Raw genomic sequence first — 24,190 nt, forward strand, 5'->3', positions numbered from 1 at the left:
ACATGACTGACCAGACCCAACCCGAACGCAGCGCTGACGACATGGTTGCCGAGGCCGACACCGGGGCAAGAAACCCGGTGGGCTGGCAGGGCCGGTTGATCATCGGAACCTGTATCGTGTGGTCCCTTTTCCAGCTTTACATCGCGTCAAAAATACCCGGCATCATCGCCCAATCGACCGGCATCGGGATTTTCGCCAATATCGTCGCACAGGCCCGCTTTGTGCACCTGGCCTTTGCCATCATGCTGGCGACGCTTGCTTTTCCGCTTTTCAAGACCTCTCCGCGCGACCGCATACCCGTCTATGACTGGGTCTTGCTGATCCTCGGCGTGGGCGCTTGTCTGTATCTGGTGATCTTCCGGTTCCAGATCGCCGACCGCCCCGGCCTTTGGACCCCCACCGACATCGCGGTTTCAGCCACCGGGATGTTCGTTCTGATGGTGGCCGTCTATCGCTCGCTCGGATTGCCGCTGGTCGTCATCGCCAGCTGTTTCATCCTGTTTGCCTTTTTCGGCGGATATTCGGAATGGGCCCGCAACATCACCAATTACGGCGGCGCATCACTGTCCAAGGCCCTGGGCCATTACTGGATGCAGACCGAGGGGGTTTTCGGGGTGGCGCTCGGCGTCTCGACCACGATGATTTTCCTGTTCGTCCTGTTCGGCGCTTTGCTGGATCGGGCGGGTGGCGGCAACTGGTTCATCAAGGTCGCCATCGCCATGCTGGGCGCCCTAAGGGGCGGACCAGCCAAGGCTTCGGTGCTGTCCTCGATGATGACCGGCATGATCTCGGGCTCATCCATCGCCAACACGGTCACCACCGGGACGTTTACTATCCCCCTGATGAAACGGATCGGCTTTCCCGCCGAAAAGGCCGGCGCGGTCGAGGTGGCGTCATCCACCAACGGTCAGCTGACCCCGCCGGTTATGGGGGCCGCGGCCTTCCTGATGGTGGAATATGTCAACATTCCCTATATCGATGTGGTCAAACACGCCTTTCTGCCGGCGGTCATCAGCTATATCGCCCTGCTCTACATCGTGCACCTTGAAAGCCTGAAGATGGGGCTGGAAGGCCTGAAAAAGGAAGGTCGCAAGATCGGCGTCCTGATGATCCTGATCCTGTTCCTGTCCGGTTTCATTTTCCTGGGCCTCTGCACCTTCCTGATGATCGGTTTGCGCGCCCTGCTCGATCCGGTCATGACCGAAAGCGTCTATGGCGCCGTAGCCATCGTCGCGGGTCTCTATCTGATTCTCGTCTACATTTCCTCCCGTTATCCGGACATCGAAATCGACGACCCGAACGCCCCGGTCCCGGCGGCGCCACGACTGACACCGACGCTGATTGGCGGAGCCTATTTCGCGCTGCCGATCTTCATCCTGATCTGGAATCTCATGGTGCGCACCGACAGCCTGGAGCGGCTTTCGCCCGCCCTGTCCGCCTTCTGGGCCACTGTCTTCATGATCATCATCGCCCTGACTCACCGCCCGATCAAAGCGTTTTTCAGGGGCCAGGATTTCGCCGGTGAAACCCTGCACGGCTGGAATGACTTTGTTCAGGGTCTGATCCTCGGCGCGCGCAACATGATCGGGATTGGCGTGGCAACGGGTGCGGCCGGTATTATTGTCGGAACCATCTCCCTGACAGGCGCGCATCAGGTCATAGGTCAGGTGATCGAGGTCATCTCGGGCGGCAACCTGATGATATTGCTCGTTCTGGTCGCCGTTCTGTCGCTGATCCTCGGCATGGGGCTTCCGACAACGGCCAATTACATCGTTGTCTCGTCTCTGATGGCTCCGGTCATCGTGTCGGTGGGGGCGCAGTCCGGCCTGATCGTGCCGCTGATTGCCGTTCATATGTTCGTCTTCTATTTCGGCATCCTCGCCGATGACACGCCGCCGGTCGGCCTTGCGGCATATGCGGCGGCGGCCATATCGCGGGGCGATCCGATCAAGACGGGCATTCAGGGCTTTGCCTATGACATCCGGACAGCGCTTTTGCCGTTCCTCTTCATTTTCAACACCGATCTGTTGCTGATCGACGTGGGTCTCGCCAAGGCGGTGCTGGTCTTTTTCGTGGCCCTTCTTGCGATGTTGCTGTTTGCTGCGGCCACGCAGGGTTATTTCGTGGCCAAATCAAGGGCATGGGAAAGCGTGGTGTTGCTGTTCATCGCCTTCCTGCTGTTCCGGCCCGGGTTCTTCCTGGATCAGGTCAGCGAACCTTATGCAAGCGCCGATGGACCCGCAGCCATTGCGCTGATGGCCGATGCCGATGACGGCAAGGACATCCGCATAACAATTGCAGGCCCGGATTTCGACAACGCCGAAATTCGCCCGACCACGATCGTGATCCCGGCCGTTGCCGGCGATGCCGAGGCCGCACTCTCGGCTCAGGGCCTGTCCTTCATCGAAAGCGGTGACACCTTGGAAATGGAGGAACCGTTTGGCGGGCCCTTTGGATCGCTCAGTATCGATTATGACTTTTACGGCGATACCCCGGTTCATCTGGTAAAGGCCGAGATAGAAAACGACCGAATGCCGAAAGAAATCTTCTTCATCCCTGCCCTGCTGTTGCTGGCGGGCATCGTCATGATTCAGCGGCCTCGCGCCACGCAACCCGCATTCTGAGGGAGTATGGCCATGTTCAAGACCCTACTGATAGCCGTCGACATCAGCGACCCTCTTGGAGCGGCGCGCAGCACACAAGCCGCAGTCAACATGGCGCGTGCCGAGAAAGCGACCTTGCATGTGCTGAACGTCATTCCCGACAGCGGCATGGCGATCGTGGGCGCAATGCTTGGACCGGATCATTCGAAAAAGATTGCAGATCAGGCCAAATCCGAACTCGAAACCTGGGCCAGGGATGCAATCCCACCCGATATCGATGCGCGGCTGCATATCTCGCATGGCACGATCTATGACCAGATCATCAAGGTCGCCGATCAATTGGGTGCCGATGCGATCTTTGTCGGCGCGCACCGGCCGGAATTGCAGGACTATCTGATAGGCCCGAATTCCGCCCGCGTGGCCCGACATGCGCGACAATCCGTGTTCGTCGTTCGGTGATATCCGCCCTGACGGCCGCGCGTTCGCCGAAAAAACCGGCGCCCAATCAATGCGAATTCGATGGGCGGTCTAACGCACTGCACTCGACACCATGGCTTCGTTTATTGTTCTGCGCGTTGTGCCTGTTTCCAGCGTAGACATGATCGGCTCGGATCTGGCGATGACTTTTCCGCTTCGGACCACCACCAGACGGTGCGCGCGCAGCCGTATCGCTTCGATCTTGTCTGCCGCCTGCAACAGGACGAAATTCGCCCTGCACCCTTCGGCAACACCGTACCTGTCCAATCCCAGTATTTTGGCGGGGTTTTCCGTCACCGCATCAAAGCACCAATCCATATCCGCTCGACTGGAAAGCTGGCCGACGTGAAGCCCCATCATGGCCACATCCAGCATGTCGGCCTTGCCCAGCGAATACCAGGGATCCATCATGCAATCCGACCCAAATCCAACGACTATTCCGGCGTCGCGCAGCTCACGAACCCGGGTCTGCCCCCTGCGCTTGGGATAAGTGTCGTGCCGGCCCTGAAGCATGATGTTGATCAACGGGTTCGGGATGGCGTGAACCTGCGCTTCGGCCATCAGGGGGATCAGCTTCGAGACATAATAGTTGTCCATCGAATGCATCGACGTCAGGTGCGATCCGGCGACCCGACCCTGCAGGCCAAGCCGCTGGGTCTCGAAAGCCAGGGTTTCGACATGTCGGCTGAGAGGATCGTCACTTTCATCGCAATGCATGTCGACCATCAACCCGCGCTCTGCCGCGATCTCGCATAGCAGCCGCACCGACTCAGCCCCATCCGACATCGTGCGTTCGAAATGAGGGATGCCCCCCACGACGTCCACGCCCATGTCCAGCGCCCGCACCGTGTTCCGCATCGCGGTCGGATCACGCAGAACGCCGTCCTGAGGGAACGCGACCAGCTGCAGATCAAGGTAATCCTTGACCCTCTCACGCACCTCCAATAGGGCCTGAACCCCTTTCAGTTCGTCGTCGCAAGTGTCCACGTGGCTGCGGATTGCGCCGATGCCCTTCGATATGGCCAGATCACAATAGCGCAACGCACGTTCGATGATGTCATCGACCGATTGAATCGGTTTCAGCTCACCCCAAAGCGCGATGCCCTCCAGCAACGTGCCGGACATGTTCATGCGCGGAGTGCCCAGCGACAATGTCGCGTCCATATGGAAATGAGGATCAACAAAGGGCGGCGACACCAGGTACCCGCCTGCATCGATCTCCTCTCGCGCCTCTGCGGCGATGCCGGGTTCAACCGCGGTGATCCTGCCGCCCTTGCACCCGATATCCAGACCCTTGCGGCCATCTGTGAGGGTGGCATTTCTGACAATCAGGTCGAACATCTCATCTCCTACCTCTGCCCCTTGAACCACGGGGTCAACAACGCGCGGGGATAGTCCGCCGAGCGAGCGGCAATCACAAGCGCGATGATTGACAGGATATATGGGGCCATCAGGAAAACCTGGCCGGGCACCAGGGCGCCCATTTCCGTTTGCAAACGCACCTGCAATGCATCGAACGCCCCGAACAGCAATGCGCCAAACAGCGCCTTTCCCGGTCGCCAGCTTGCAAAGATAACCAGCGCGATGCAAACCCAGCCGCGCCCGTTGACCATGCCAAAGAAAAAGGCGTCAAACGCGCTCATCGTCAGGAATGCGCCGCCAAGCGCCATCAGCGCGGACCCCGCAACAATGGCCCCGATCCTCAGCCCATAGACGGACAACCCCTGCGCATCGACGCTGTCGGGGTTGTCTCCGACCGCCTGAATGGCGACCCCCAGGGCCGTGCGGTTCATGACGTACCAAACAACCGCCACCATCAAAAGCGCAAGCCAGGTCAATGCGGTCTGCTGAAACAGAACCGGCCCGATGAATGGCAGGTCTGACAGGACAGGCAGCTCGATGGCCCGGAAAGGCTCGATCCTCGGAGGAGAAGAAACATTCGGCAATGCCGTGCGATAGGAAAAGTAACTGACCGACGTGGCAAACAGCGTAATCCCAAGGCCCGAGACGTGCTGTGACAACCCCAGGGGAACGGTCAGTATCGCGTGCATCAGGCCAAAGAAAGCGCCTGCCAGCGCGGCCACCAGAACGCCCCCCCACAACCCCGCCCCCAACCACACGGCCATCCAGCCACTCATGGCGCCGATCACGAAAATACCCTCGATCCCGAGGTTGAGAACGCCAGAGCGTTCGCAGATCAACGCCCCCAGAACACCAAAGATCAGCGGCGTGGCAATCCGCAGCGACGCCGCCCAGAAGCTTTCGCTCACAAGAATGGTCAGAAGATCCATCATGTCCGCGCGCTCCCGGAATGGGTGCGAACGACCCGGTATCTGGCGATGAAGCCTCCGACAAGAACACACAACAGTGCGACCGACACCACGAGATCGGCAAGAAAGGACGACACACCCAACGCGCGGCTCATGGAATCCGCTCCAACGAAAACCGAAGCGATGAAAATGGCCGCAACCACCACGCCCGCAGGCGACAGCCCCGCCAGCATGGCGACCACGATACCGGTATACCCAAAGCCCGGAGACAGATCGGACGTCACATACCCTTTCAGACCGGCAACCTCGCTGACGCCGGCCAACCCGGCCAATCCGCCGGAAATGACCGCAACGCCAAACAGCGAGCGGTTCACGTTGATGCCGGCATGCCGGGCGGCGGCGGCATTCTCGCCGACAGCCCGAAGCTTGAACCCCCAAACCGAACGCGCCAGCATGAATTGCGCGATGGCCGCCAGCACCAGTGCCAGCAACAGCCCGGAATGAACCCGCATGCGATCCACCAGCGGCGGCAGCATGCCCTGATCCAGCACCGGTGCCGATTGCGGCCAGCCAAGCCCCATCGGGTCCTGCAATGGGCCTTCCAGCATCATCTGAAGAAAGATCAGAATGATGAAATTCAACAGCAGGGTCGTCACAACCTCATCTGCCCCGAAACGCACCTTCAGAAAGGTCGGCCCGGCCATGCCGACCGCTCCCGCAGCTGCGCCCAATACAATGATCAGCGGTACAAGAAAGACACCGGGAAGATCGACTGCCCCCGATCCGATGGCGACAGCCGCCATGGCGCCAAGGTAAAGCTGCCCCTCGGCCCCGATATTCCAGAGTTTTGCGCGAAAGGCGAGTGCCGCCGCCAAGCCGGTGAAAATCAAAGGCGTGGCGCGTGTCAGCACCTCGGAAATCGCAAAGACTGATCCAAAGACGCCCTTGATCATTTCCCCATAAGCGACGATCGGATTGGCGCCCGCAGCCATCAAGGGGATCGCCGCGAAAGCCAATGACACCGCCGCCGACAAGATCGGAATACCCACCGCATACAAGCGGGACGGGTTTTCCCGTGGCTCGATCCGTATCATGCCGTCTCTCCTGCCATCATCAGACCAATCCTTTCCCGGTCATGGCTGGCGGCAGTCACAAGGGTTCCGTCACGGATAACCATGATGCGATCCGCAAGGCCCAGAATTTCGTCCAGATCCTCAGATATCAGCACGACACCCGCACCGCGTTCGCGGGCCTCCAAAAGCCGTCGCCCGACTTCGGCCGCAGCCCCCATATCAAGGCCACGCGTCGGCTGATTGGCAAGGATCAGACGCGGTGCTCGATCAAAGACGCGCGCCAGGATCAGTTTCTGGATGTTGCCGCCGGACAGCAGGCGTGACGCGACATCGACCCCCGGACCGCGCACGTCATAGGCTTTGGACAGCTTCTCGGCATTTCCCCGAATTGTGTCCTTGCGCAAAAGACCACCAGATTGAATTTCGGGATCGTCCAGCCGTTCGATCACCAGATTTTCCGCCACCGTCATCGCCCCCACGATCCCTTCGTGATGGCGGTCTTCGGGAATGCGCCCGACGCCGGACCGTATCATGACGGCAGGGCTGGGTTTGGCAATCTCTTCCCCGTTCACGCGAATGGAGCCTTCTATTGGCCGGACAAGGCCCGAGATCACATTGGCCAGCGCGCCCTGACCGTTTCCCGAAATACCAGCAATGCCAAGGATTTCGTGCGCATGCACGGTCAGAGTCGCATTTTTCAACGTGTCGCGTTGCGAACGGCCCGCGACCGAAACGCCCTCGATCGACAGGACAGGCGCGCCGGGAGCCATCTGCACCCGGGCGACCTTCGGTGTATCGGCACCAACCATCATGCCCGCAATGGCCTTTTCGTCCGCCTCGGATGTGGCCATTTCCCCGACTTTCCGCCCATGTCGCAGGACCGCAATCCTGTCAGAAAAAGACAGCACTTCCCGCAGCTTGTGGCTGATGAAAATGACGGCCAGACCTTCCTTGGTCATCAGCTTGATATTTTCGAAAAGCGCATCCGCTTCCTGTGGGGTCAGCACGGCGGTGGGTTCGTCCAGAACCAGAATGCGCGCATCCCGATAGAGCGCCTTGAGTATCTCGACCCTTTGCCGCTCGCCCACGGAAAGGCGACCAACGGGCACATCCAAAGGCGCGCTGAGACCACTTTGCGTTATGATGTCTTCGATTTTCCGGCGCGCGGCTTGCCGGTTCCGGCGCAATCTGAGCAAGGGTTCCGACCCCAGCGTGATATTGTCCAGGGCGTTTATGTTTTCGGCCAGAGTGAAATGCTGATGCACCATGCCGACACCCGCCTCAAGCGCGGCCTGCGGGTGACCAAGCGGCAGAGCGCGCAGCGTTCCGCCGCTGTCTGCCACTTCAACCGTGCCCGCGTCCGGCAGGTAATGTCCGAACAGCATGTTCATCAGCGTGGTTTTGCCCGCGCCGTTTTCCCCCAGAAGCGCCAGCACCTCGCCGCGCTTCAAGGTCAGGCTGACATCATCGTTGGCCACTACCGGGCCGAACCGCTTGCACAGCCCGGCAAGCCTGAGAACCGTGGTCTCTGTCATTGGAAAACAAGGGCCGGCGGTTTCGCCGGCCCCCATGAAATCAGTTGTCGGAAACCGGGCGGGCATCGTTCACGTTGACACGGAACAGCCCGTCCAGGATCTCGGTTTCGCGCGCGTTCACGGCATCGATCACGTCTCCCGAGACCAGGTTTTCATCCAACACCAGCGAACCGCCGCCATAGGCCATAAAGCTGAACTGGCCATAATCAGCAGCTTCGAACGATCCGGCGGATACGTTGGCAATCGCTTTGTCAATGGTGGGCTCCATGTGCCAGAGCGCCGAGGCCATGATCGTCCCCGGATAATCCTGCGAGGTGTCGATCACGTTTCCGACCGCCTTGACCCCGCGTTCGACCGCAGCGTCCGACACGCCAAAGCGTTCGGCATACATGATGTCGGCCCCTGCATCCATCATCGCAAAAGCGCTTTCCTTGGCCTTGGGCGGGTCGTACCAGCTGTCTATGAAATTCACGATGAACTTGACGTCCGGGTTGGTTTCCCGCGCGCCTTCCATGAACGCATGCATCAATCGGTTCACTTCGGGAATGGCATAACCCCCGACCATACCGATGACATTGCTTTCCGTTGCGGAACCGGCAACCATGCCGGTCAGATAGGATGGTTCGTGAATCCAGTTGTCAAAGACAGAAAAGTTCGGAGCAACCGGACCAAAGGAAGACCCCATCAGGAACGCGGTGTCGGGATAGTCCTTCGCCACCTTCCGCGCGGCGCGTTCCAGACCAAAGACTTCACCAACGATCAGTTGCTGCCCCTGCTCGGCATACTCGCGCATGACCCTTTCATAATCCGTATTTGCGACGTTTTCCGAAAACACATATTCGATGTCCCCGCGTTCGGCCGCAGTGTTCAATGCCTTGTGTATGCGGCTGATCCACTGCTGTTCCACGGGAAGCGTATAGATTGCGGCCACCTTCACTTTGTCGGCGACTGCGGTTCCGGCGGTTAGGAGGGTCGAGGCGGCAACAAACGCTGCAAGCATCACCCTTCGAGTGACTTTACGTATTCTCATTTTCCTCTCCTGTTTTTTGATAAGCGTGCATTTTTTGACCAAATAATCAATTATTTTCGGTGGCGTGCCTCCACGAAAACGATGAGGACAGCGAAAACCCTTCGCCTCCTGCTGCCTGGCTATCCGATCCAACTGAGATTTTGCAGACCGCCTGAAAAGGCGGTCCGGCATTGTCGCGGCAGACAATTGGCCCACCTTCCCCGGCTTCAGGTCGGCACCCTTGCTTCAAGCCACCGGAAGAACAACGCGATGATGCCCGCAATGACCATGTAAACCGCCGCCAGCAACAAAAGCGGTTCATAGACGATGAACGTATCCGCCCGCACGCGCGAGGAAACCGCATAGATTTCGATCACGGTAATCGTGGCAACCAGCGGCGTCGCCTTGAGCTGCAGGATCGTTTCACCGCCCAGCGTCGGCAAGACGTTTCTGACCGCCAGCGGCAGCCAGATACGGCGGAACATGGTAAATCGAGGCATCCCAAAGGACTTGGCGGCCTCCAACTGACCCTTGCCGACCCCGGCGAAAGCGCCGCGCATGACCTCTCCCTCGTATCCGGCATAGGACAGGGTCAGCGCCAGAACCGCATAGGGCCAGGCCTGACGCAGATATGGCCACAGCTCGCTCCCCCTGATCCAGGGATACTGGGGAAACAGCGAGCCAAGCCCATAGTACAGCAGCCAGATTTGCAACAGCAGCGGCGTACCCCGGATAATCGTGCAAAAGATCCGTGCAGGCGCGGCCAGATACCACGGGCCAATGGCCTGCGCCAAACCCAGCGGCACCGCAAGCAAGAACCCCAGCACCGTCGTCACCACCAAAATCCAGATCGTGCGCCAAAGCCCCTCAAGCGCCAGCGGCATGTATTTCGGAATCCAATCCCACCGCAACGTCAGGGCGCACCACAGCACGAACAGCGCAAAAAGACCCATAAGAACCAAACGGTGCGGTTGCAGCAGCGCGCGCAGGTCGATCATTTTGCGCCGCCTTTCAGTGAGGGCTGACCACGCCGCGCCCATTTCTCAACCCAGCCGAACACCGCACCCGAACACAGGGTGATCGTCAGATACAGTGCCCCTGCCGCCATGAAAAAGGTGAAATAGGCGCGTGTGCTGCTGGCCGCCTGCCGTGTCTCCAGGGTAAGCTCGGAAAACCCGACAATCGCCAAAAGCGCGGTATCCTTGGTCGCAATAAGCCACAGGTTCGCCAACCCCGGCGTGGCAAAGGACATCATCGCCGGAATCGTCACGCGCCTCATGATCATGAATGCGGGCATGCCAAACGACCTGGCCGCCTCGATCTGTCCCGGCGGAACCGCCTTAATGGCCCCACGCAAAACCTCGGTGGAATATGCGCCCTGAACAATGCCCAGCACCCAGATACCGGCCAGCACGCCGCTGATCTCGACCCGGCCATAGCCCATCATCGCGGCCGCCTTGTTGATCAGGTCCGAACCGACGTAATAGAGGATCAGGATCAGAACCAGTTCCGGAACCGCCCGGATCACCGTCGTATAGATGGCGAGCAGATCCCGCAGGACCGGCCCGCCATATAGTTTTCCATAAGCCCCGAACAGTCCGATCACCAGACCCAGGCCATAGGCCCCGAAAGCGATCTGCAGCGAATTGGCGAGACCGCGCAACAGGTTCGCACCCCAGCCCGGCGGAGACAGCGACAACAGTTGCGCGCTCTCCGCCAGACCAAGCGATGCCAGGATCGTTTCCAAGACCGACCCTTAGTTGCTGTAGATACTGGTCGTGAAATAGTTCCCGGTGATCTTGTCATGAGTGCCGTCGGCCAGGATTGCCGCAATCCCCTTGTTCAAGGATTCGCGCAACGCGTCGTCGCCTTTGCGCACACCCGCACCAACACCCTTGCCGAGAATGCTCTCGTCATTGGCAACCGCACCCTTGATCTCACAGCACCCGCCCGCATCGGTTCCCACGAAATCCGCCATTGCGATGCTGTCAGCCTGGGTGGCATCGATACGACCTGCAACCAGATCCTGATTGGCCTCGTCCTGTGTCTGATAGACGCGCAGCTCGGAGTCCTTGAAATACTCCTGGGCATAGGCCTGGTGGATGGTCGACGCCTGAATCCCGACGATTTTCCCAGCCAAAGACTCCGGCGTCGGCTGAATGTCCAACGCCTTGTCCGCAACGATGACCGCCGGCGTGTTGTAATAGGGGTCGGAGAAATCGATGGTTTTCATCCGCTCTTCGGTGATCGACATCGAAGCCATGATGGCGTCGATCTGCTGGCCGGTCAGCGACGGGATGATGCCATCCCAGGCAACGGGCGTGATGACGCAATCAAGTTCAGCTGCCGTGCAGACGGCGTTGATCACGTCGATCTCCCACCCGACCCAGTTGCCAGAGGAATCCAGCGAGGCGAAGGGCGGATAAGGTTCCGCCGCAACGCCGATCTTGACCTGTTCGGCAGAAGCGGCCCCTGTTGCGACAGCAAGTGCCGCGGCGGCAAGCATAAGTCTGGTTTTCATTGTGGTCTCCCTGTTGTCAGGCCTGCGGCCCATTTTTTTCAGTCAATGCACTGATTTCAGAAACTGTTTCAGACGGTCCGATTTTGGGTTGCCGAACACCTCGGCAGGCGGTCCCTGCTCCTCGATGCGGCCCTGATAAAGATAGACCACATGATCGGCGACCTCGCGCGCGAACTTCATCTCGTGCGTCACCAAAAGCATCGTGCGGCCCTCGGCGGCCAGATCCCTGATCACCGTCAGCACTTCTCCGACCAGTTCGGGATCTAGCGCAGAGGTCGGCTCGTCGAACAACATCACGCTGGGATCGACGGCCAGCGCGCGGGCAATCGCGGCGCGTTGCTGCTGTCCGCCCGACAGGAACGAGGGGAAAACATCCGCCTTGTCGCCCAGGCCAACCCGCTCCAACAGCTCGTGCGCGCGTCGTGTCGCCTCGGCCCGCGGTACTTTCAAGACATGGACCGGCACTTCGATCACGTTTTCCAACAGTGTCCGGTGCGTCCAAAGATTGAATTGCTGAAACACCATCGCAAGCCGCGTCCGGATACGCTCGATCTGACGCCTGTTCGCCGGGCTGCCATCGGCGCGCATCTCGACGGTTTCGCCCCCGATGACGATTGTTCCCGATGACGGCGTTTCCAGAAAGTTGATACATCTCAGCATGGTCGACTTCCCCGACCCGCTGCCGCCGATAATGGCCACCACGTCGCCCTTGTTGGCGGTCAGGGAAACGCCTTTCAGAACCTCGAGACTGCCGAAAGATTTGTGCAAATCATCGACACGAATGGCCTCTTCCGAGGTCTCGGCAATCGCTGCCCTGTCAACGGCCAAGGTTTCTGGCATGGTACGGCTTCCCCGCTTTTCCGCTTGTAGTAAGCCGCAACACCAGTAATTATGCAAGCGTATAATTACGTCGGTCATCAAGACGGAACAGCGCATGCCCGAAGAACGCCGAAAGTTTACGCGTGAAACGCCCGAGCAACGCAAGATTGCGTTGATCGAGGCCGCGCTCGAACTTGTGGCGGAAAACGGCGTCAGGGGTGCGACGGTGCGCGAAATCGCGGAACGGGGCGATGTCACGCAAGGCCTGATCCGGCATTACTTTTCATCAAAGGATGACCTGATCGTTGCCGCCTACGGGCACCATATGGATCGGATGACGGATCTCACCTTCGCCCCGGCCGCCGAATTCAGCGGGTCCGCAACAGACCGTCTGGCGATATTCGTTCGCGCCGCGCTCAGCCCGCCTGTGGTCGACCCGCGTTCGATCGCCTTGTGGGCCAGCTTTCTCAACAAGGTGAAAAACGACGCGCAGATGAAGGCCACGCACGAACGCACCTATGACAAGTTCCGAAACCGCCTCGAAGATCTGATTTGTGCCGCGCTCAGGGAAAACGGTCGGAACGAAACGCCAAGGCGGCTGCACCACCTCGCGACGGCCTGCAACGCGGTCATCGACGGGCTGTGGATGGAGGGCGGCGCACTGCCCGACATTTTCGACACCGAGGAACTGGTCGGTATCGGCCTTGAATCGGTCGGCGCCATTATCGGGTTGAAGCTTGAACAATGAAAGTACGACAATGAAAACCGCTGCAATTACAACGCGTCTGGCAGGGCTCGGTGGCGCCAAATGGGACGTCCATCAAAAAGCCCGCGAGATGCGTGATCAGGGGCTGGATGTCATCGAAATGACCATCGGTGAACCGGATGTTCCGACGCCCACCGCATTGATCGATGCCGCAGACCGCGCCATGCGCCGCGGAAGAACCGGCTATTCCGATGGCCGCGGCGAGGCCGGACTGCGCCGGGCCTTGGCCGAAAGGTACAGCCAAACGCACGCCCGCCCTTTCAGCCCCGAGAACATCCTGTGCTTTCCGGGAACCCAGACCGCGCTTTTTGCCGTGCTGATGGGCGTCGCCGAACACGGGGACGAAGTTCTGGTCGGCGACCCGATGTATGCCACGTATGAGGCCGTGATCCGCGCCACGGGCGCGGACATGGTTGCCGTTCCGCTGCAAGCCGAAACCGGCTTTCGGATGCAGGCCAAAGACATCGCTGCGCGTATCACGCCGCGCACCCGCGCCATTCTGCTGACCACGCCCCACAATCCGACAGGCGCAATTCTGACCGCCTCCGACATCAGCGCCATAGGTGATCTGGCAAAAAAGCACGACCTGTGGCTGATTTCCGACGAAGTCTACCAGGACCTCGTCTTTCCGGGGCAGGCTTTTGTTTCGCCGCTGTCCTCGCCGGACCTGGCCGACCGGGTCATTGCCGTGTCATCGATATCCAAATCCCACGCCGCACCCGGGTTTCGCAGCGGCTGGTGCGTGGCGCCGGCGGCGTTCTGCGACGCGCTGCTGCCGGTCTCGGAAACCATTCTGTTCGGAAACCAGCCGTTCATTGCCGATATGACCGAACTGGCCGTCCGCGAAGGCTCAGCTGTCGCCTCCGGCATGCGCGAGCGGTTCGCAGCGCGCGCCGCCCTGCTGGCAGATCGTCTGAACCATGATACCAGCCTGATCGTTCATGAACCGCAGGCCGGAATGTTCGCGATGGTCAACGTGGCCGCGACCGGACTGGACGGGAAAACCTTTGCCCTTGACCTGCTGGACAAGGCAGGCGTTGCCGTGATGCCCGGCTCCTCTTTCGGCGCATCGCTCGACGGCTGGATCAGGGTTGCCCTGACCATCGATGACGACACATTCACCACGGCAATCGACCGCATGATCGCCTACGCCAAAAAACTGGGGCGCGACGCCGCATGACCCACGGAACACAGATGATGAACAACCCTTCCTTCGAATTCACCCATGCAATCACCCGCCGCCCGTCCGCAAGCGTCGTCAACGGTCTCAGGGCCGAAGACACCGGCACACCGGACCTCGCATCGATGCTGGCGGCACACGCCACCTATGTGACCGCCCTGAAAAGCACCGGCGCGACGGTGATCGAGCTGGAGCCACTGGATGCATTCCCCGACTCGGTGTTTGTCGAGGACACGGCCCTGTGCCTTCCGCAAGGCGCGGTCCTGATGCGTCCCGGCGCCCCCTCCCGTCTGGGGGAAGTTGCCGAAATGGCCCCTGCCCTGACCGAATGCTTTGACGACATCCACGAGATCAAAGGGCCCGGATTCATCGAAGGCGGCGACATTCTCGTAACCGGCCGCGAGATTCTGGTTGGCCGGTCCGCCCGCACCGACGAAGCCGGGGTTCGGGAACTGCGCGACATCGTGTCCGGCTGGGGGCACAGCCTGCGCGAAGTGTTTACGCCAAAAGGTGTCTTGCATTTCAAGACCGATTGCTCGCTGATGGATGCGGAAACCGTGCTTTCGACACGGCGGCTGGACGCATCGGGCTGTTTCGACGGGTACCGGGTTCTTCATACCGCCGACGGCGAAGAAGCCGCGGCCAATGCGATCCGTTTCAACAATCTGGTCCTCTTCCCCGCAGGCTTTCCCCGCACCGCCGAGATGCTGGACCGCCAAGGCTTTGAGGTGGTCGAGATCGACAACCGTGATTGCGCCCGGCTTGACGGCGGCATGTCCTGCCTGTCGCTGAGATTTTCGGCCAGACCCGGGTAACCACACCGGGCGCACCTCCCGGCACAAAAGGAACCGCCGCACCCTGCGTTCCACCGCTTGACGGACCACCGCCGATTGAATATCTCGAAATCACAGAGCGCGGGTATGGTGAAAAGGTATCACGCGAGCTTCCCAAGCTTAAGTTACGGGTTCGATTCCCGTTACCCGCTCCAAGGCTCCTTGATATTTCTCTCTACTTTCAACGCACTATCGCCCACTCTTAATACGGAGCCGCTGAGGCAATTAAGCTGACATGGAAAAACCGGCAACGTCTGGGTGTATTGCAGAGCCTGAGCCCCAGACATTTCCCAAAACCTGAAAACCGAAACGGCATCCATCTTGAACCTGTCAGCATGGCCTCACGTTCCGGGGCCTGTTCACTCTCATTCTACAGCTCGGACAATTGACGACTTTCCACCATGTCCTGGGCTTGCTTGAATGCCGTTTGCGGGACGTGATCATGTGAAAAATGCCAGAAATGTTTCCGTCTCATTCCATCGAGAACACATTCGGCCACTGCGTCCGGGCCCATAGAATCATGGATACGCCTTAGTGTTGCTTTGACACACCAGACATTCTTTAAGTTTCATCCGAGTTTTTCGTCACAGTGTCTTGGTTGAGAAAGGACGGAGAACTCTAAACCCGAGTGGTATAGGATTGCGTCCGAGCACAAGTTGGGTTTGTCTAACGTGAGAGGTCACTAACATGCGATCTGGTGTTTTAATGCCAGGCGCAGATTTCGAGGGATTAAGTCAATAGTGTTCCTTAGCCGATCTACAAATACAATGAAGCTTCAAAGTATCGTACGGGTTTTCGTTGCGTCTACAGCGATTAACCTTCTTCCCGCAATGGCTGGCTCATTTTCTTTTTCCAAGTCTGAATGCGAAATACTGGAGCGTCCAGATTTTCGAGCGGACTATGACTATATGCGGGCAACTGCTGAAGCTTGCATCAAAAGCGGCCGAGGTAACGAGTGTAGCTCCGATCCCGGGAAGTGGCAGGAAAACATTCGCGCTACGCTCTTTTTAGGAGAAATTCTGAACACCCCGATTCTGCAAGATATCGATGATACGTTGCAGGTGTTTGGTGAAGATTTTAGTGAAGCTACTGGTTTAGAACTGAACACTCAGTTGCCGTTTGACGCTTCGGGTAATCCCCAAGATTCGTTTGGCAACATGGTTGTTTTTTTTCTGGATGACCAAGTTGACCGTTACATTCGCCGAACGGGGGCATTTTACCCTCTAGAACGGTACGACGTAATGAGCAGTAAAACTGATTGGTGCTTTGCTAGGGTCTACTTCAAGAACAAAGACATCACACTTGCTCTCTTGGCTGTAGGGCCAGATGTGCCAAAAAAACGAATTCCAAGATGCGTTCTGGAGGAGGTTTTCAATTCGACAGGTCTTACAGGTGATCCGGAAGGTTATGGCTCAGTTTTTGATAAATATTCTCTAGATTACACAGGTGGTATCCCTAAGTTAAGTGAGGATTTGAAGTTGATGATGAAAATGCACTATCATTTTTTTGACTTTGACGCCCAGACAGTGTTCCAAAACCAATGTCAGGCGGCGTTGGAATAACTCAATGCCGCTGGGCGCTGTCAGTTCGTCGCAGCGTCCGGAATTTCGCAACCCATGGATGTTCGTCGCCGCGGCAACAAATCATCAACGTCACGATCCGGTGTTATGTGAAGCGATCTCTGGTTGAACCGCTCCCTACGGCATCTAGGTGTCCGTCGTCAGGGATTCCAGCCTCAATCGCTTCACCCACCATTTCCCTGAATGCACTGGTTTTCTCTGAAACCGGAGCAGGCCTGTGCGTGTAGTCCGGGCGTTCTCCGGCCAAAATATGAGAGCGTGTCGCACCGGGACACAGAACCGACGAAGTGACCTTCGAACCGGACGCCCGCAAATCTCTTTCCAAAGACTGCATCAGGCCGACAACGGCAAACTTTGATGTGTTATACGCCGCCAGAAACGGCACGCCATACAATCCCGACTCGGATGCAGTTGCAAGAATGTGGCCTTCGTTCTGGGCCTCGAACACTGGCAGGAAAACCTGTATCCCGTTAATAACACCCCACAAATTGACGGACAGAACCCACTCCCATTCCGCCATCGTCGTTTCTTGCACAGACGCGAACGGTCCCACACCAGCGTTGTTGCAAAGCAAATGAACAGCACCAAACGCGCGTATCGTCTCGTCTGCTGCACGCTGAACATCTTCCAGCTTTGAAACATCCGCGACGACGCAAATGGATTTGCCTGCAAGACCGGATGCGGTCTCTTCAAGGGCCGCACCGTTATGTCCGACCAGAACAAGGTTCATGCCGGCTTTTGACAAAGCCTGCACAAGACTGCGACCGATGCCGCGTCCGGCCCCTGTTACAACTGCTGTTTTTCCCACGGTTTCCATATTCACCGCTCCATCTGGTCACGGCCTGACAGCCACCGCGTGACACAGGCTGTCTACCGCAACAAAACATCTCCGAATTCATCGCGGAGCTTGCGTTTCAGAACCTTGCCGGTGGCATTCAGCGGCAAGGCATCGACAAACACCGCCTTGTCCGGAATCTGCCAACTGGCGATCTTGCCTTCGAAATAGGCCAAAAGCTCTTGCTCGGTCGGGTCTTCGCCTTCGGCTTTCACCGCGACCAACAGCGGGCGTTCGTCCCATTTCGGGTGTTTCACACCAACAACCGCCGCAGTGGCAAGCTTGGGATGGGCCACGGCGATATTTTCCAGCTCCACCGAACTGATCCATTCCCCGCCGGATTTGATGATGTCCTTCGACCGGTCGCGAATGGTCATGTACCCGTCTGCGTCGATTGTCGCCACATCTCCGGTGGCAAACCAGCCATCCTGCAGAATTTCCTGATCTTCCATGTGGAAATAGCTGTCCAGCACCCAGTGCCCGCGCACCATAAGGTCGCCCTGTGTCACACCGTCATGCGCAAGGTCATTGCCGTCATCATCGACGATCTTCAGATCGACCCCGAATGGCGGGCGCCCCTGGCTTTCGCGCAGCCGGTATTGTTCGTCGATCGGCAGATCCCGGTGCTTGGCCAGCGGTATGTTGGCGCTTCCCAGCGGGCTCATTTCGGTCATGCCCCAGGCGTGAACCGTATCCACCCCGTATTGGTCCCGGAATGTCGCAATCATCGACGGCGGGCAAGCCGACCCGCCAATGATGGTTCTTTTCAGGCTGCCCAGCCTGCTGCCCGATTTCGCGGCAGCGGCCAGCAATCCCTGCCAGATCGTCGGCACGCCCAGCGAGGTTGTCACCTCATATGTATCGATCAATTCGACAAGCGCCTCACCGGTCAGGTTCGGCCCCGGCAGAACCATGCGCGAACCGGACATCGCGCAGGCATAAGGCGACCCCCAGGCATTTACGTGGAACATCGGCACCACGGGCAGCACCGTGTCCATCGCCGAGTATCCGATCACATCCCGAGTGTTCGACGCAAAGCTGTGCAGCACGGTTGACCGATGGGAATACAAGACACCTTTCGGATGCCCGGTGGTTCCCGATGTATAACAAAGGCTTGACGCGGTGTTTTCATCAAAACTGGGCCATTCGAAACCGGCATCCCCGGTTTCGATGAACTCGTCATAAAACAAAAGCCCCGGTATCTGATCGGCGGCGTTCTGGTCGCGCGGCCCCATCAGTATGAAATGGCGCACTTCGGTCAGCTTGTCGTGCAGCGCCGCGATGAGCGGTACAAAGGTCGCATCAAAGAATACCACGCGGTCTTCGGCATGGTTGATGATGTACACCAGCTGCTCGGGGAACAGGCGGGGATTGATCGTGTGACAGACAAACCCTGCGCTGGACGCCGCGAAATAGGCCTCCAGATGGCGGCGATTGTTCCAGGCGATCGTGGCCACCCTGTCCTGCGGTTCCAGCCCAAGACGCGTCAGGGCCGACCCCAGACGATGGGCGTTGACAGCAACCTCACCCCAACTTGACTGCGTGACACCGCCCGTGGTCTCGACAGACCAGATCTCGGTCGTCCCGTGATATCGTTCCGCGTGATCGATCAAGGACGAGATCAGCAACGGCTGCGTCATCATCTGTCCAAGCATGCAAAATCCTCCCCTTCGGCAGGGCGGTATTCACTCCGCCCCTGCCTGACATCCCTGTCCCGTGGTCCCGGCAAGACACACCGGGGCACACGCCCTCCTGCGTGGAACAGTGCCAATCAATCGATGCCAAGACAACCGCTTAGATTGGATCAGCCAGCCCGGTCGCTCCCGCCGCCTCAGTCCCTCCGGTGCCGAAGTGCATAGGCAACCAGCGCCGCGGTCGAGCCATCCTTGCCATCGGCGGCAGCCTCACCATCGACGATCGGCCCCAGCGATGTGGCCAACTCCTTGCCCAACTCGACACCCCATTGATCAAAGGAGTTGATCCCGAGAATGATACCCTCGACAAAGACGCGGTGTTCATAAAGAGCGATGATCTGGCCCAGGACATAGGGTGTCAGCTTTGGATACATCAAAGTTGTCGAGGGGCGGTTGCCAGAAAAAACGCGATGCCGCGCCTGACGTTCCAGTTCCGCCCCGGTCAACCCCGTTTCCGCCATCCTCGACCGCGCCTCCTCCAGCGAACGACCACGCATCAATGCTTCGGATTGCGCCAGGCAGTTGGCCAGCAACAGCCTGTGATGATGTCTCAGTTCCGGTTCATGCCCCTCGGCCGCGACCATGAATTCGCAGGGGATCACGTCCGTGCCCTGATGGATCAACTGGTAAAACGCGTGCTGGCCGTTCGTACCCGGCTCTCCCCATACAATCGGCCCCGACGGGAACGGCAAGGCGGTACCGTCCATGGCGACGGACTTTCCGTTCGATTCCATCTCCAACTGCTGCAGATAGGCCGGCAGACGCAAAAGCCTCTGATCATAGGGCAGAACCGCACGGCTGGGGTGACCCAGAACCTGACGATGCCAAACGCCGGCCAGGGCCAGCATCACCGGCATGTTCTCGTGCCAGTCCGCCGATCGGAAATGCAGGTCCATCGCCTGGGCCCCGCGCAAAAAGGTGTCGAACGCCTGGGATCCGACGGCAATCAACACCGGAAGACCGATAGGCCCCCAGACCGAGTATCGCCCGCCAACCCAATCCGCGAAACCGAATACCTGCCCGGACGGAATGCCAAAGGCTCCGGTCCGATCCGCAGCGGAGGAAACGGCCGCAAACTGCAGGGCCGGATCGCCGCCGCCTTCCGTCATCCAGGCCCGTGCCGTACGGGCATTCGTCATGGTCTCGATGGTCGTAAAGGTCTTCGACGCCACGATCACCAATGTGCGCGCGGGATCCAACGGGCGCAGCGTATCCGCGATATGCGCGCCATCCACATTCGACACGAAATGCATCCTCGGCCCGTCATGATACACAGACAGGGCCGCCGTCGCCATGACCGGCCCAAGATCCGACCCGCCGATGCCGATGTTCACGACGTCGGTGAAACTGCCCCCCGCCCCTCGCAACGCGCCGCCACGTATCTTTTCGGCAAACACCCGCATGCGCTGCAGGGTTTCCAGAACATCCGGCATCACGTCCTGCCCATCCACCACGACCGGGCCGCCGTCGAGGTTGCGCAACGCCGTGTGCAAGACCGCGCGGCCTTCGGTTTCGTTGATGGCTGCCCCCGAAAACATCGCCTCGCGGCGCTCGGCCAGTCTTACCGTTTCACACAGCGCCAAAAGACGCTTTCGGACATCCTCGTTGATCTGTGTCTTGGAATAGTCGAACAACAGATCGCCGGCAGCGACGGAAAACCGTTCGGCACGGTTCGGATCGTGCTCGAACAGATCCAGGATTTTCCGGTCCCGCGAATGTGCGGCGACACCTTTCAATTCATCGAACATCACCGCTCTCACGCTGCCCAGTGAATGGTCGCACCGCGAAGCACCGCGGTAATCGGGGCGTCTTCGGGAGGAAGCGACATCGCCCGTTCCAGGGCCTCGCGTTTTTCCGCCCCATAGATGACCAGATGTTTGGACAACGCCCCGTCCAGGACCGGCCCGGTCAGCGTGATCCTGGTTTCGGGCTGGGTCTGCGGGCGCGCCACGGCCAGCACCGGCGCGTGGTCGCCCATCGCGTCCATCAGCCCCGGCATTCCCGGAAACAGAGAAGCCGTGTGCATGTCCTCGCCCATTCCCAACACCAGAACCGACAGCGGCAATTCCGGCGCAAGCATGGCCTCAATGTCGGTCAGTACATCCTCTGGCTCGGAACCCGGCACGTATAACGGCAAAAAGCGCGCCGACGACGCGCGGTTCACCAGCAGACGTTCCTTGATCAGCCGTGCGTTCGAGCGTTCGTGATCTTCGGGCACGCAGCGCTCGTCGGTTGGCAGAACATGCACCCTGTCCCACTCGATATCCGCCGCGCACAGACTGTCGAATATCGGCCCCGGCGTGGTACCTCCGGGTACGGCAAATGACGCCGTTTCTTCGTGAAACAATACTGCCTCAAGCTCACCGGCCAGCATGTTCGCCACATCCATCGCCAGCAAATCCCGATCCGCATATTCCTGAATTTTCATGGCTTGATCCCCTGCCAGCGACGACCGTCGCGTTTCATCAACAGTTCGGCGTCACCCGGCCCGATACTGCCACAATCATAGGGTTTGGGCACATCATTTCGCGCCTCCCATCCCGCGATGATCGGATCGGTCCAGGCCCAGGCGGCCTCGACCTCGTCACCGCGCATGAACAACGTCTGGTTGCCACGAACCACATCCATGATCAACCTTTCATAAGCATCGGGCGGATCCTGGTTTTCAGGCCCCAGCGCTTCGGCGAAACTCATGTCCAGCGGAACGTCCACCAGACGCATACCACCCTGCCCCGGCTCCTTGATCGTCACCTTCAGCGTAATGCCTTCGTTGGGTTGCAACCGGATCGACAGAACATTCGCGTGGCGTCCGGCCTCTTCGCCAAAGATTGAATGCGGCGCATCCTTGAACATCACGTTGATGACCGAAGACCGGGCCACCAACCGTTTGCCCGTGCGCAGATAAAAAGGCGTTCCCGCCCATCGCCAGTTGCTGATATGCGTGCGCAGCGCGACATAACTTTCCGTGCTGGAACGCGGATTTCCCACCACATCCCGATATCCGGTCAGCCCTTGTGCGGTCGCAAACTGCCCTCGCACTATGTGATGCGGCAAGACCGGATCAAGCGCGCGGATCACCTTGAGCTTTTCGTCCCGAACCGCGTCAGGATCGAACTTGGCGGGCGGCTCCATCGCGATCAGGCACAAAAGCTGCATCAGGTGGTTCTGCATCATGTCCCGCATCGCGCCGGCGCGGTCGTAATACTCTTCGCGCCCGTCCACACCGACCGTTTCAGCAACGGTGATCTGAATGTGATCCACGTATTGGCTGTTCCACAGCGGCTCGAACAGCATGTTGCCGAACCGCACCGCCATCAGGTTCTGAACCGTTTCCTTCCCCAGATAATGGTCGATCCGGTAAATCTGCCGTTCCTGGAAATGACCCGCCAATGTCCGGTTCAAATCCCGGGCACTGGCAAGGTCATGGCCGAACGGCTTCTCGACCACGATCCGCGTTTGGTCGGTGACCATGCCATGCGCCTCGATCCGCTCGGCCAGCGCACCGAACAGGCGCGGTCCGACCGAGAAATAAAAGGCCCGAACCCTGTCCGGCGACAGGCGCTGGGCAAGCTCCCTCCATCCTTCCGATCCCTGCGCCTCGATTCGCACATATCCGACACGTGCCAGGAATGCCTGCAGGGCCTGCCCGTCTTTCGCCCGCTCCCCGGCGTGGTCTTTCAGGAATCCTCCGACGAGTTCGCGATAGCCTTCATCGTCAAGATCGCTGCGCGCAGCCCCCAAAAGCAGCACATCATGCGGCCATTGCCCCGCACAAAAGCGCCGAAACAGCGCCGGAAGGATCTTGCGCCGGGCAAGATCGCCCGTACCGCCAAAAATTACGAGGTCGAACGGATCAACCGGAATAACGCGTGAAACCATAACTTGTCCTTAACGTCGATCTGGTTGCCTGTCCAATGTTAGCGCAATCATAACCCTGCTCTCTTCAAATCAAAACTCTGTCAGCACCTGATGGCCTACTTTAACTTTCTTCCCGCGTCAGGCTAGAACGAACCGACAAGTTCAACAGCCGGATGTGGGTATGAAAGACAACGTGTTGCACAAAGCAAACCTGGGCAAGTTCCAGGACAGATACGTGACAGCCGACGGACAAACCCGCGCGTCCGTCCGCCTGAGCGACCCCCGGACCCTGTGGTTCAATACCGGAACCCTGTGCAACATCGAATGCGCCAATTGTTACATCGACAGCAGCCCCACCAACGACGCGCTGGTCTATATCACCGCCGCAGAAGTGCGCGAGTACCTCGACCAGATTGCAGCCCGCAACTGGCCGATCCGCGAAATCGGCTTCACCGGCGGCGAACCATTCATGAATCCGCAAATCATCGACATGGCCCGCGCTTCGCTGGAGCGGGGATTCGAGGTCTTGATTCTGACAAACGCCATGCAGCCGATGATGCGCCCGAAAATGCGCCACGGGCTGATCGGCCTCAAACAGGATTTCGGAGACCGCCTGACATTGCGCATCTCGCTTGATCACCCCCGACCGGAACTGCACGACACCGAACGCGGCACAGGCAGTTTTGACAGAACACTCGAAGGCATGAAATGGCTTCGTGACAACGGGATTCGGATGACCATCGCGGGCCGCACCGTCTGGGGCGAGACAGACGCCGAAAGCCGCCAGGGCTATGCTTCTTTCTTCAAGGAACACGGTATCGACATCGACGCCAACGACCCCGGCCAGACCGTGCTGTTTCCCGAAATGGATGAAACCGTCGAAGTGCCCGAAATCACAACAGCCTGCTGGGGCATTCTGAACAAGGCGCCAACCGACGTGATGTGCGCAACCTCGCGCATGGTGGTCAAACGCAAAGGGGCGTCGAAACCGGCTGTTCTGGCCTGCACCCTTCTGCCTTATTCGCCGGAATTCGAATTGGGCTCCACGCTGGAAGACGCCGAGGCGGACGTACATCTGAACCACCCCCATTGCGCCAAGTTCTGCGTTCTGGGCGGGGCCAGCTGCTCGGCCTGACC

The 24,190-nt window shown here is 59.1% G+C and carries 21 protein-coding genes and 1 tRNA gene; 8 read left to right on the forward strand and 14 right to left on the reverse strand.

Translation table 11 applies throughout. The annotated features are described in order from the left end of the window. The first annotated feature begins 2 nt into the window (after positions 1–2). Together AC2FMY_RS16380 and AC2FMY_RS16385 are read left to right on the forward strand one after the other, a co-directional pair. A complete protein-coding gene (locus tag AC2FMY_RS16380) occupies positions 3–2,624 on the forward strand; it encodes a TRAP transporter permease (RefSeq protein ID WP_496807729.1) in 2,622 nt (873 codons plus the stop codon). Between the two features lie 12 nt (positions 2,625–2,636). Continuing rightward, complete coding sequence (locus AC2FMY_RS16385; RefSeq protein WP_496746064.1) at positions 2,637–3,062, forward strand: universal stress protein; 426 nt, start codon at positions 2,637–2,639, stop codon at positions 3,060–3,062. A gap of 69 nt (positions 3,063–3,131) precedes the next feature. Here AC2FMY_RS16385 and AC2FMY_RS16390 read toward each other — a convergent pair whose 3' ends face one another. The 9 genes from AC2FMY_RS16390 to AC2FMY_RS16430 all read right to left on the reverse strand — a co-directional run bounded on the left by AC2FMY_RS16390 (position 3,132) and on the right by AC2FMY_RS16430 (position 12,328). Continuing rightward, positions 3,132–4,421, reverse strand: coding sequence for an amidohydrolase family protein (locus AC2FMY_RS16390; protein WP_496746062.1), 1,290 nt, complete (start codon positions 4,419–4,421; stop codon positions 3,132–3,134). Positions 4,422–4,429: 8 nt separating this feature from the next. Then, complete coding sequence (locus tag AC2FMY_RS16395; protein WP_496746088.1) at positions 4,430–5,371, reverse strand: ABC transporter permease; 942 nt, start codon at positions 5,369–5,371, stop codon at positions 4,430–4,432. Next, positions 5,371–6,441: an ABC transporter permease gene (locus tag AC2FMY_RS16400; RefSeq protein ID WP_496746086.1), complete on the reverse strand. Its 1,071-nt coding sequence runs from the start codon at positions 6,439–6,441 to the stop codon at positions 5,371–5,373. The genes AC2FMY_RS16395 and AC2FMY_RS16400 overlap by 1 nt, the downstream gene beginning before the upstream one ends. Then, positions 6,441–7,958, reverse strand: a complete 1,518-nt coding sequence (locus tag AC2FMY_RS16405) for an ABC transporter ATP-binding protein (protein WP_496746060.1) — start codon at positions 7,956–7,958, stop codon at positions 6,441–6,443. The genes AC2FMY_RS16400 and AC2FMY_RS16405 overlap by 1 nt, the downstream gene beginning before the upstream one ends. A gap of 40 nt (positions 7,959–7,998) precedes the next feature. Then, entirely contained in the window at positions 7,999–8,988 is a 990-nt protein-coding gene (locus AC2FMY_RS16410; protein WP_496807730.1) for a BMP family protein, read from the reverse strand. A 206-nt stretch (positions 8,989–9,194) separates the two neighbouring features. Beyond that, positions 9,195–9,965, reverse strand: a complete 771-nt coding sequence (locus tag AC2FMY_RS16415) for an ABC transporter permease (protein WP_480749980.1) — start codon at positions 9,963–9,965, stop codon at positions 9,195–9,197. Then, on the reverse strand, positions 9,962–10,714 hold the full coding sequence (locus AC2FMY_RS16420) for an ABC transporter permease (protein ID WP_480749979.1): 753 nt from the start codon (positions 10,712–10,714) through the stop codon (positions 9,962–9,964). The genes AC2FMY_RS16415 and AC2FMY_RS16420 overlap by 4 nt, the downstream gene beginning before the upstream one ends. A 9-nt stretch (positions 10,715–10,723) precedes the next feature. Next, a complete protein-coding gene (locus AC2FMY_RS16425) occupies positions 10,724–11,488 on the reverse strand; it encodes a transporter substrate-binding domain-containing protein (protein ID WP_496746056.1) in 765 nt (254 codons plus the stop codon). A 42-nt stretch (positions 11,489–11,530) separates the two neighbouring features. After that, the gene (locus AC2FMY_RS16430) at positions 11,531–12,328 is read right to left on the reverse strand and encodes an ABC transporter ATP-binding protein (RefSeq protein ID WP_480749977.1); all 798 of its coding nucleotides are present in this window, start codon (positions 12,326–12,328) and stop codon (positions 11,531–11,533) included. 94 nt (positions 12,329–12,422) lie between these two features. Between AC2FMY_RS16430 and AC2FMY_RS16435 the strand changes: the two genes are divergently transcribed. From AC2FMY_RS16435 to AC2FMY_RS16455, 5 genes are all read left to right on the forward strand, one after another. Then, complete coding sequence (locus tag AC2FMY_RS16435; protein ID WP_496746055.1) at positions 12,423–13,055, forward strand: TetR/AcrR family transcriptional regulator; 633 nt, start codon at positions 12,423–12,425, stop codon at positions 13,053–13,055. A 10-nt stretch (positions 13,056–13,065) separates the two neighbouring features. Continuing rightward, positions 13,066–14,253, forward strand: a complete 1,188-nt coding sequence (locus AC2FMY_RS16440) for a pyridoxal phosphate-dependent aminotransferase (protein WP_496746053.1) — start codon at positions 13,066–13,068, stop codon at positions 14,251–14,253. Positions 14,254–14,270: 17 nt separating this feature from the next. Continuing rightward, a complete protein-coding gene (locus tag AC2FMY_RS16445) occupies positions 14,271–15,068 on the forward strand; it encodes a dimethylarginine dimethylaminohydrolase family protein (protein ID WP_496746051.1) in 798 nt (265 codons plus the stop codon). Positions 15,069–15,167: 99 nt separating this feature from the next. Next, a tRNA-Gly gene (locus AC2FMY_RS16450) sits at positions 15,168–15,241 on the forward strand. 675 nt (positions 15,242–15,916) lie between these two features. After that, positions 15,917–16,648: a hypothetical protein gene (locus AC2FMY_RS16455; protein WP_496807731.1), complete on the forward strand. Its 732-nt coding sequence runs from the start codon at positions 15,917–15,919 to the stop codon at positions 16,646–16,648. A 103-nt stretch (positions 16,649–16,751) separates the two neighbouring features. On the opposite strand, the gene AC2FMY_RS16460 is transcribed toward AC2FMY_RS16455, so the two are convergent. From AC2FMY_RS16460 to zwf, 5 genes are all read right to left on the reverse strand, one after another. After that, positions 16,752–17,474, reverse strand: coding sequence for an SDR family oxidoreductase (locus AC2FMY_RS16460; protein ID WP_496807732.1), 723 nt, complete (start codon positions 17,472–17,474; stop codon positions 16,752–16,754). 62 nt (positions 17,475–17,536) lie between these two features. Continuing rightward, positions 17,537–19,156, reverse strand: coding sequence for a long-chain-fatty-acid--CoA ligase (locus AC2FMY_RS16465; protein ID WP_496807733.1), 1,620 nt, complete (start codon positions 19,154–19,156; stop codon positions 17,537–17,539). A 176-nt stretch (positions 19,157–19,332) separates the two neighbouring features. Beyond that, positions 19,333–20,943, reverse strand: a complete 1,611-nt coding sequence (gene pgi, locus AC2FMY_RS16470; RefSeq protein WP_496807734.1) for a glucose-6-phosphate isomerase — start codon at positions 20,941–20,943, stop codon at positions 19,333–19,335. Between the two features lie 8 nt (positions 20,944–20,951). Continuing rightward, positions 20,952–21,623: a 6-phosphogluconolactonase gene (pgl, locus tag AC2FMY_RS16475; protein ID WP_480749971.1), complete on the reverse strand. Its 672-nt coding sequence runs from the start codon at positions 21,621–21,623 to the stop codon at positions 20,952–20,954. Continuing rightward, the gene (gene zwf, locus AC2FMY_RS16480) at positions 21,620–23,074 is read right to left on the reverse strand and encodes a glucose-6-phosphate dehydrogenase (protein ID WP_496746042.1); all 1,455 of its coding nucleotides are present in this window, start codon (positions 23,072–23,074) and stop codon (positions 21,620–21,622) included. Before zwf ends, pgl begins: the two co-directional genes overlap by 4 nt. Positions 23,075–23,234: 160 nt before the next feature. Between zwf and AC2FMY_RS16485 the strand changes: the two genes are divergently transcribed. Beyond that, positions 23,235–24,188, forward strand: a complete 954-nt coding sequence (locus tag AC2FMY_RS16485) for a radical SAM protein (protein WP_496807735.1) — start codon at positions 23,235–23,237, stop codon at positions 24,186–24,188. Positions 24,189–24,190: the final 2 nt, after the last annotated feature.

Source organism: Ruegeria sp. YKSE079 (assembly GCF_059612845.1).

What these genes read in the sequence shown, in the direction of transcription:
- AC2FMY_RS16465 (WP_496807733.1), bottom strand. Translation starts at nt 19,156, where the DNA reads ATGCTTGGACAGATGATGACGCAGCCGTTGCTGATCTCGTCCTTGATC.
- AC2FMY_RS16485 (WP_496807735.1), top strand. Translation starts at nt 23,235, where the DNA reads ATGAAAGACAACGTGTTGCACAAAGCAAACCTGGGCAAGTTCCAGGAC.
- AC2FMY_RS16430 (WP_480749977.1), bottom strand. Translation starts at nt 12,328, where the DNA reads ATGCCAGAAACCTTGGCCGTTGACAGGGCAGCGATTGCCGAGACCTCG.
- AC2FMY_RS16440 (WP_496746053.1), top strand. Translation starts at nt 13,066, where the DNA reads ATGAAAACCGCTGCAATTACAACGCGTCTGGCAGGGCTCGGTGGCGCC.
- AC2FMY_RS16435 (WP_496746055.1), top strand. Translation starts at nt 12,423, where the DNA reads ATGCCCGAAGAACGCCGAAAGTTTACGCGTGAAACGCCCGAGCAACGC.
- AC2FMY_RS16425 (WP_496746056.1), bottom strand. Translation starts at nt 11,488, where the DNA reads ATGAAAACCAGACTTATGCTTGCCGCCGCGGCACTTGCTGTCGCAACA.
- AC2FMY_RS16410 (WP_496807730.1), bottom strand. Translation starts at nt 8,988, where the DNA reads ATGAGAATACGTAAAGTCACTCGAAGGGTGATGCTTGCAGCGTTTGTT.
- AC2FMY_RS16395 (WP_496746088.1), bottom strand. Translation starts at nt 5,371, where the DNA reads ATGGATCTTCTGACCATTCTTGTGAGCGAAAGCTTCTGGGCGGCGTCG.
- AC2FMY_RS16455 (WP_496807731.1), top strand. Translation starts at nt 15,917, where the DNA reads ATGGCTGGCTCATTTTCTTTTTCCAAGTCTGAATGCGAAATACTGGAG.
- AC2FMY_RS16445 (WP_496746051.1), top strand. Translation starts at nt 14,271, where the DNA reads ATGAACAACCCTTCCTTCGAATTCACCCATGCAATCACCCGCCGCCCG.
- zwf (WP_496746042.1), bottom strand. Translation starts at nt 23,074, where the DNA reads ATGGTTTCACGCGTTATTCCGGTTGATCCGTTCGACCTCGTAATTTTT.
- AC2FMY_RS16415 (WP_480749980.1), bottom strand. Translation starts at nt 9,965, where the DNA reads ATGATCGACCTGCGCGCGCTGCTGCAACCGCACCGTTTGGTTCTTATG.
- AC2FMY_RS16380 (WP_496807729.1), top strand. Translation starts at nt 3, where the DNA reads ATGACTGACCAGACCCAACCCGAACGCAGCGCTGACGACATGGTTGCC.
- AC2FMY_RS16390 (WP_496746062.1), bottom strand. Translation starts at nt 4,421, where the DNA reads ATGTTCGACCTGATTGTCAGAAATGCCACCCTCACAGATGGCCGCAAG.
- AC2FMY_RS16405 (WP_496746060.1), bottom strand. Translation starts at nt 7,958, where the DNA reads ATGACAGAGACCACGGTTCTCAGGCTTGCCGGGCTGTGCAAGCGGTTC.
- pgl (WP_480749971.1), bottom strand. Translation starts at nt 21,623, where the DNA reads ATGAAAATTCAGGAATATGCGGATCGGGATTTGCTGGCGATGGATGTG.
- pgi (WP_496807734.1), bottom strand. Translation starts at nt 20,943, where the DNA reads ATGTTCGATGAATTGAAAGGTGTCGCCGCACATTCGCGGGACCGGAAA.
- AC2FMY_RS16385 (WP_496746064.1), top strand. Translation starts at nt 2,637, where the DNA reads ATGTTCAAGACCCTACTGATAGCCGTCGACATCAGCGACCCTCTTGGA.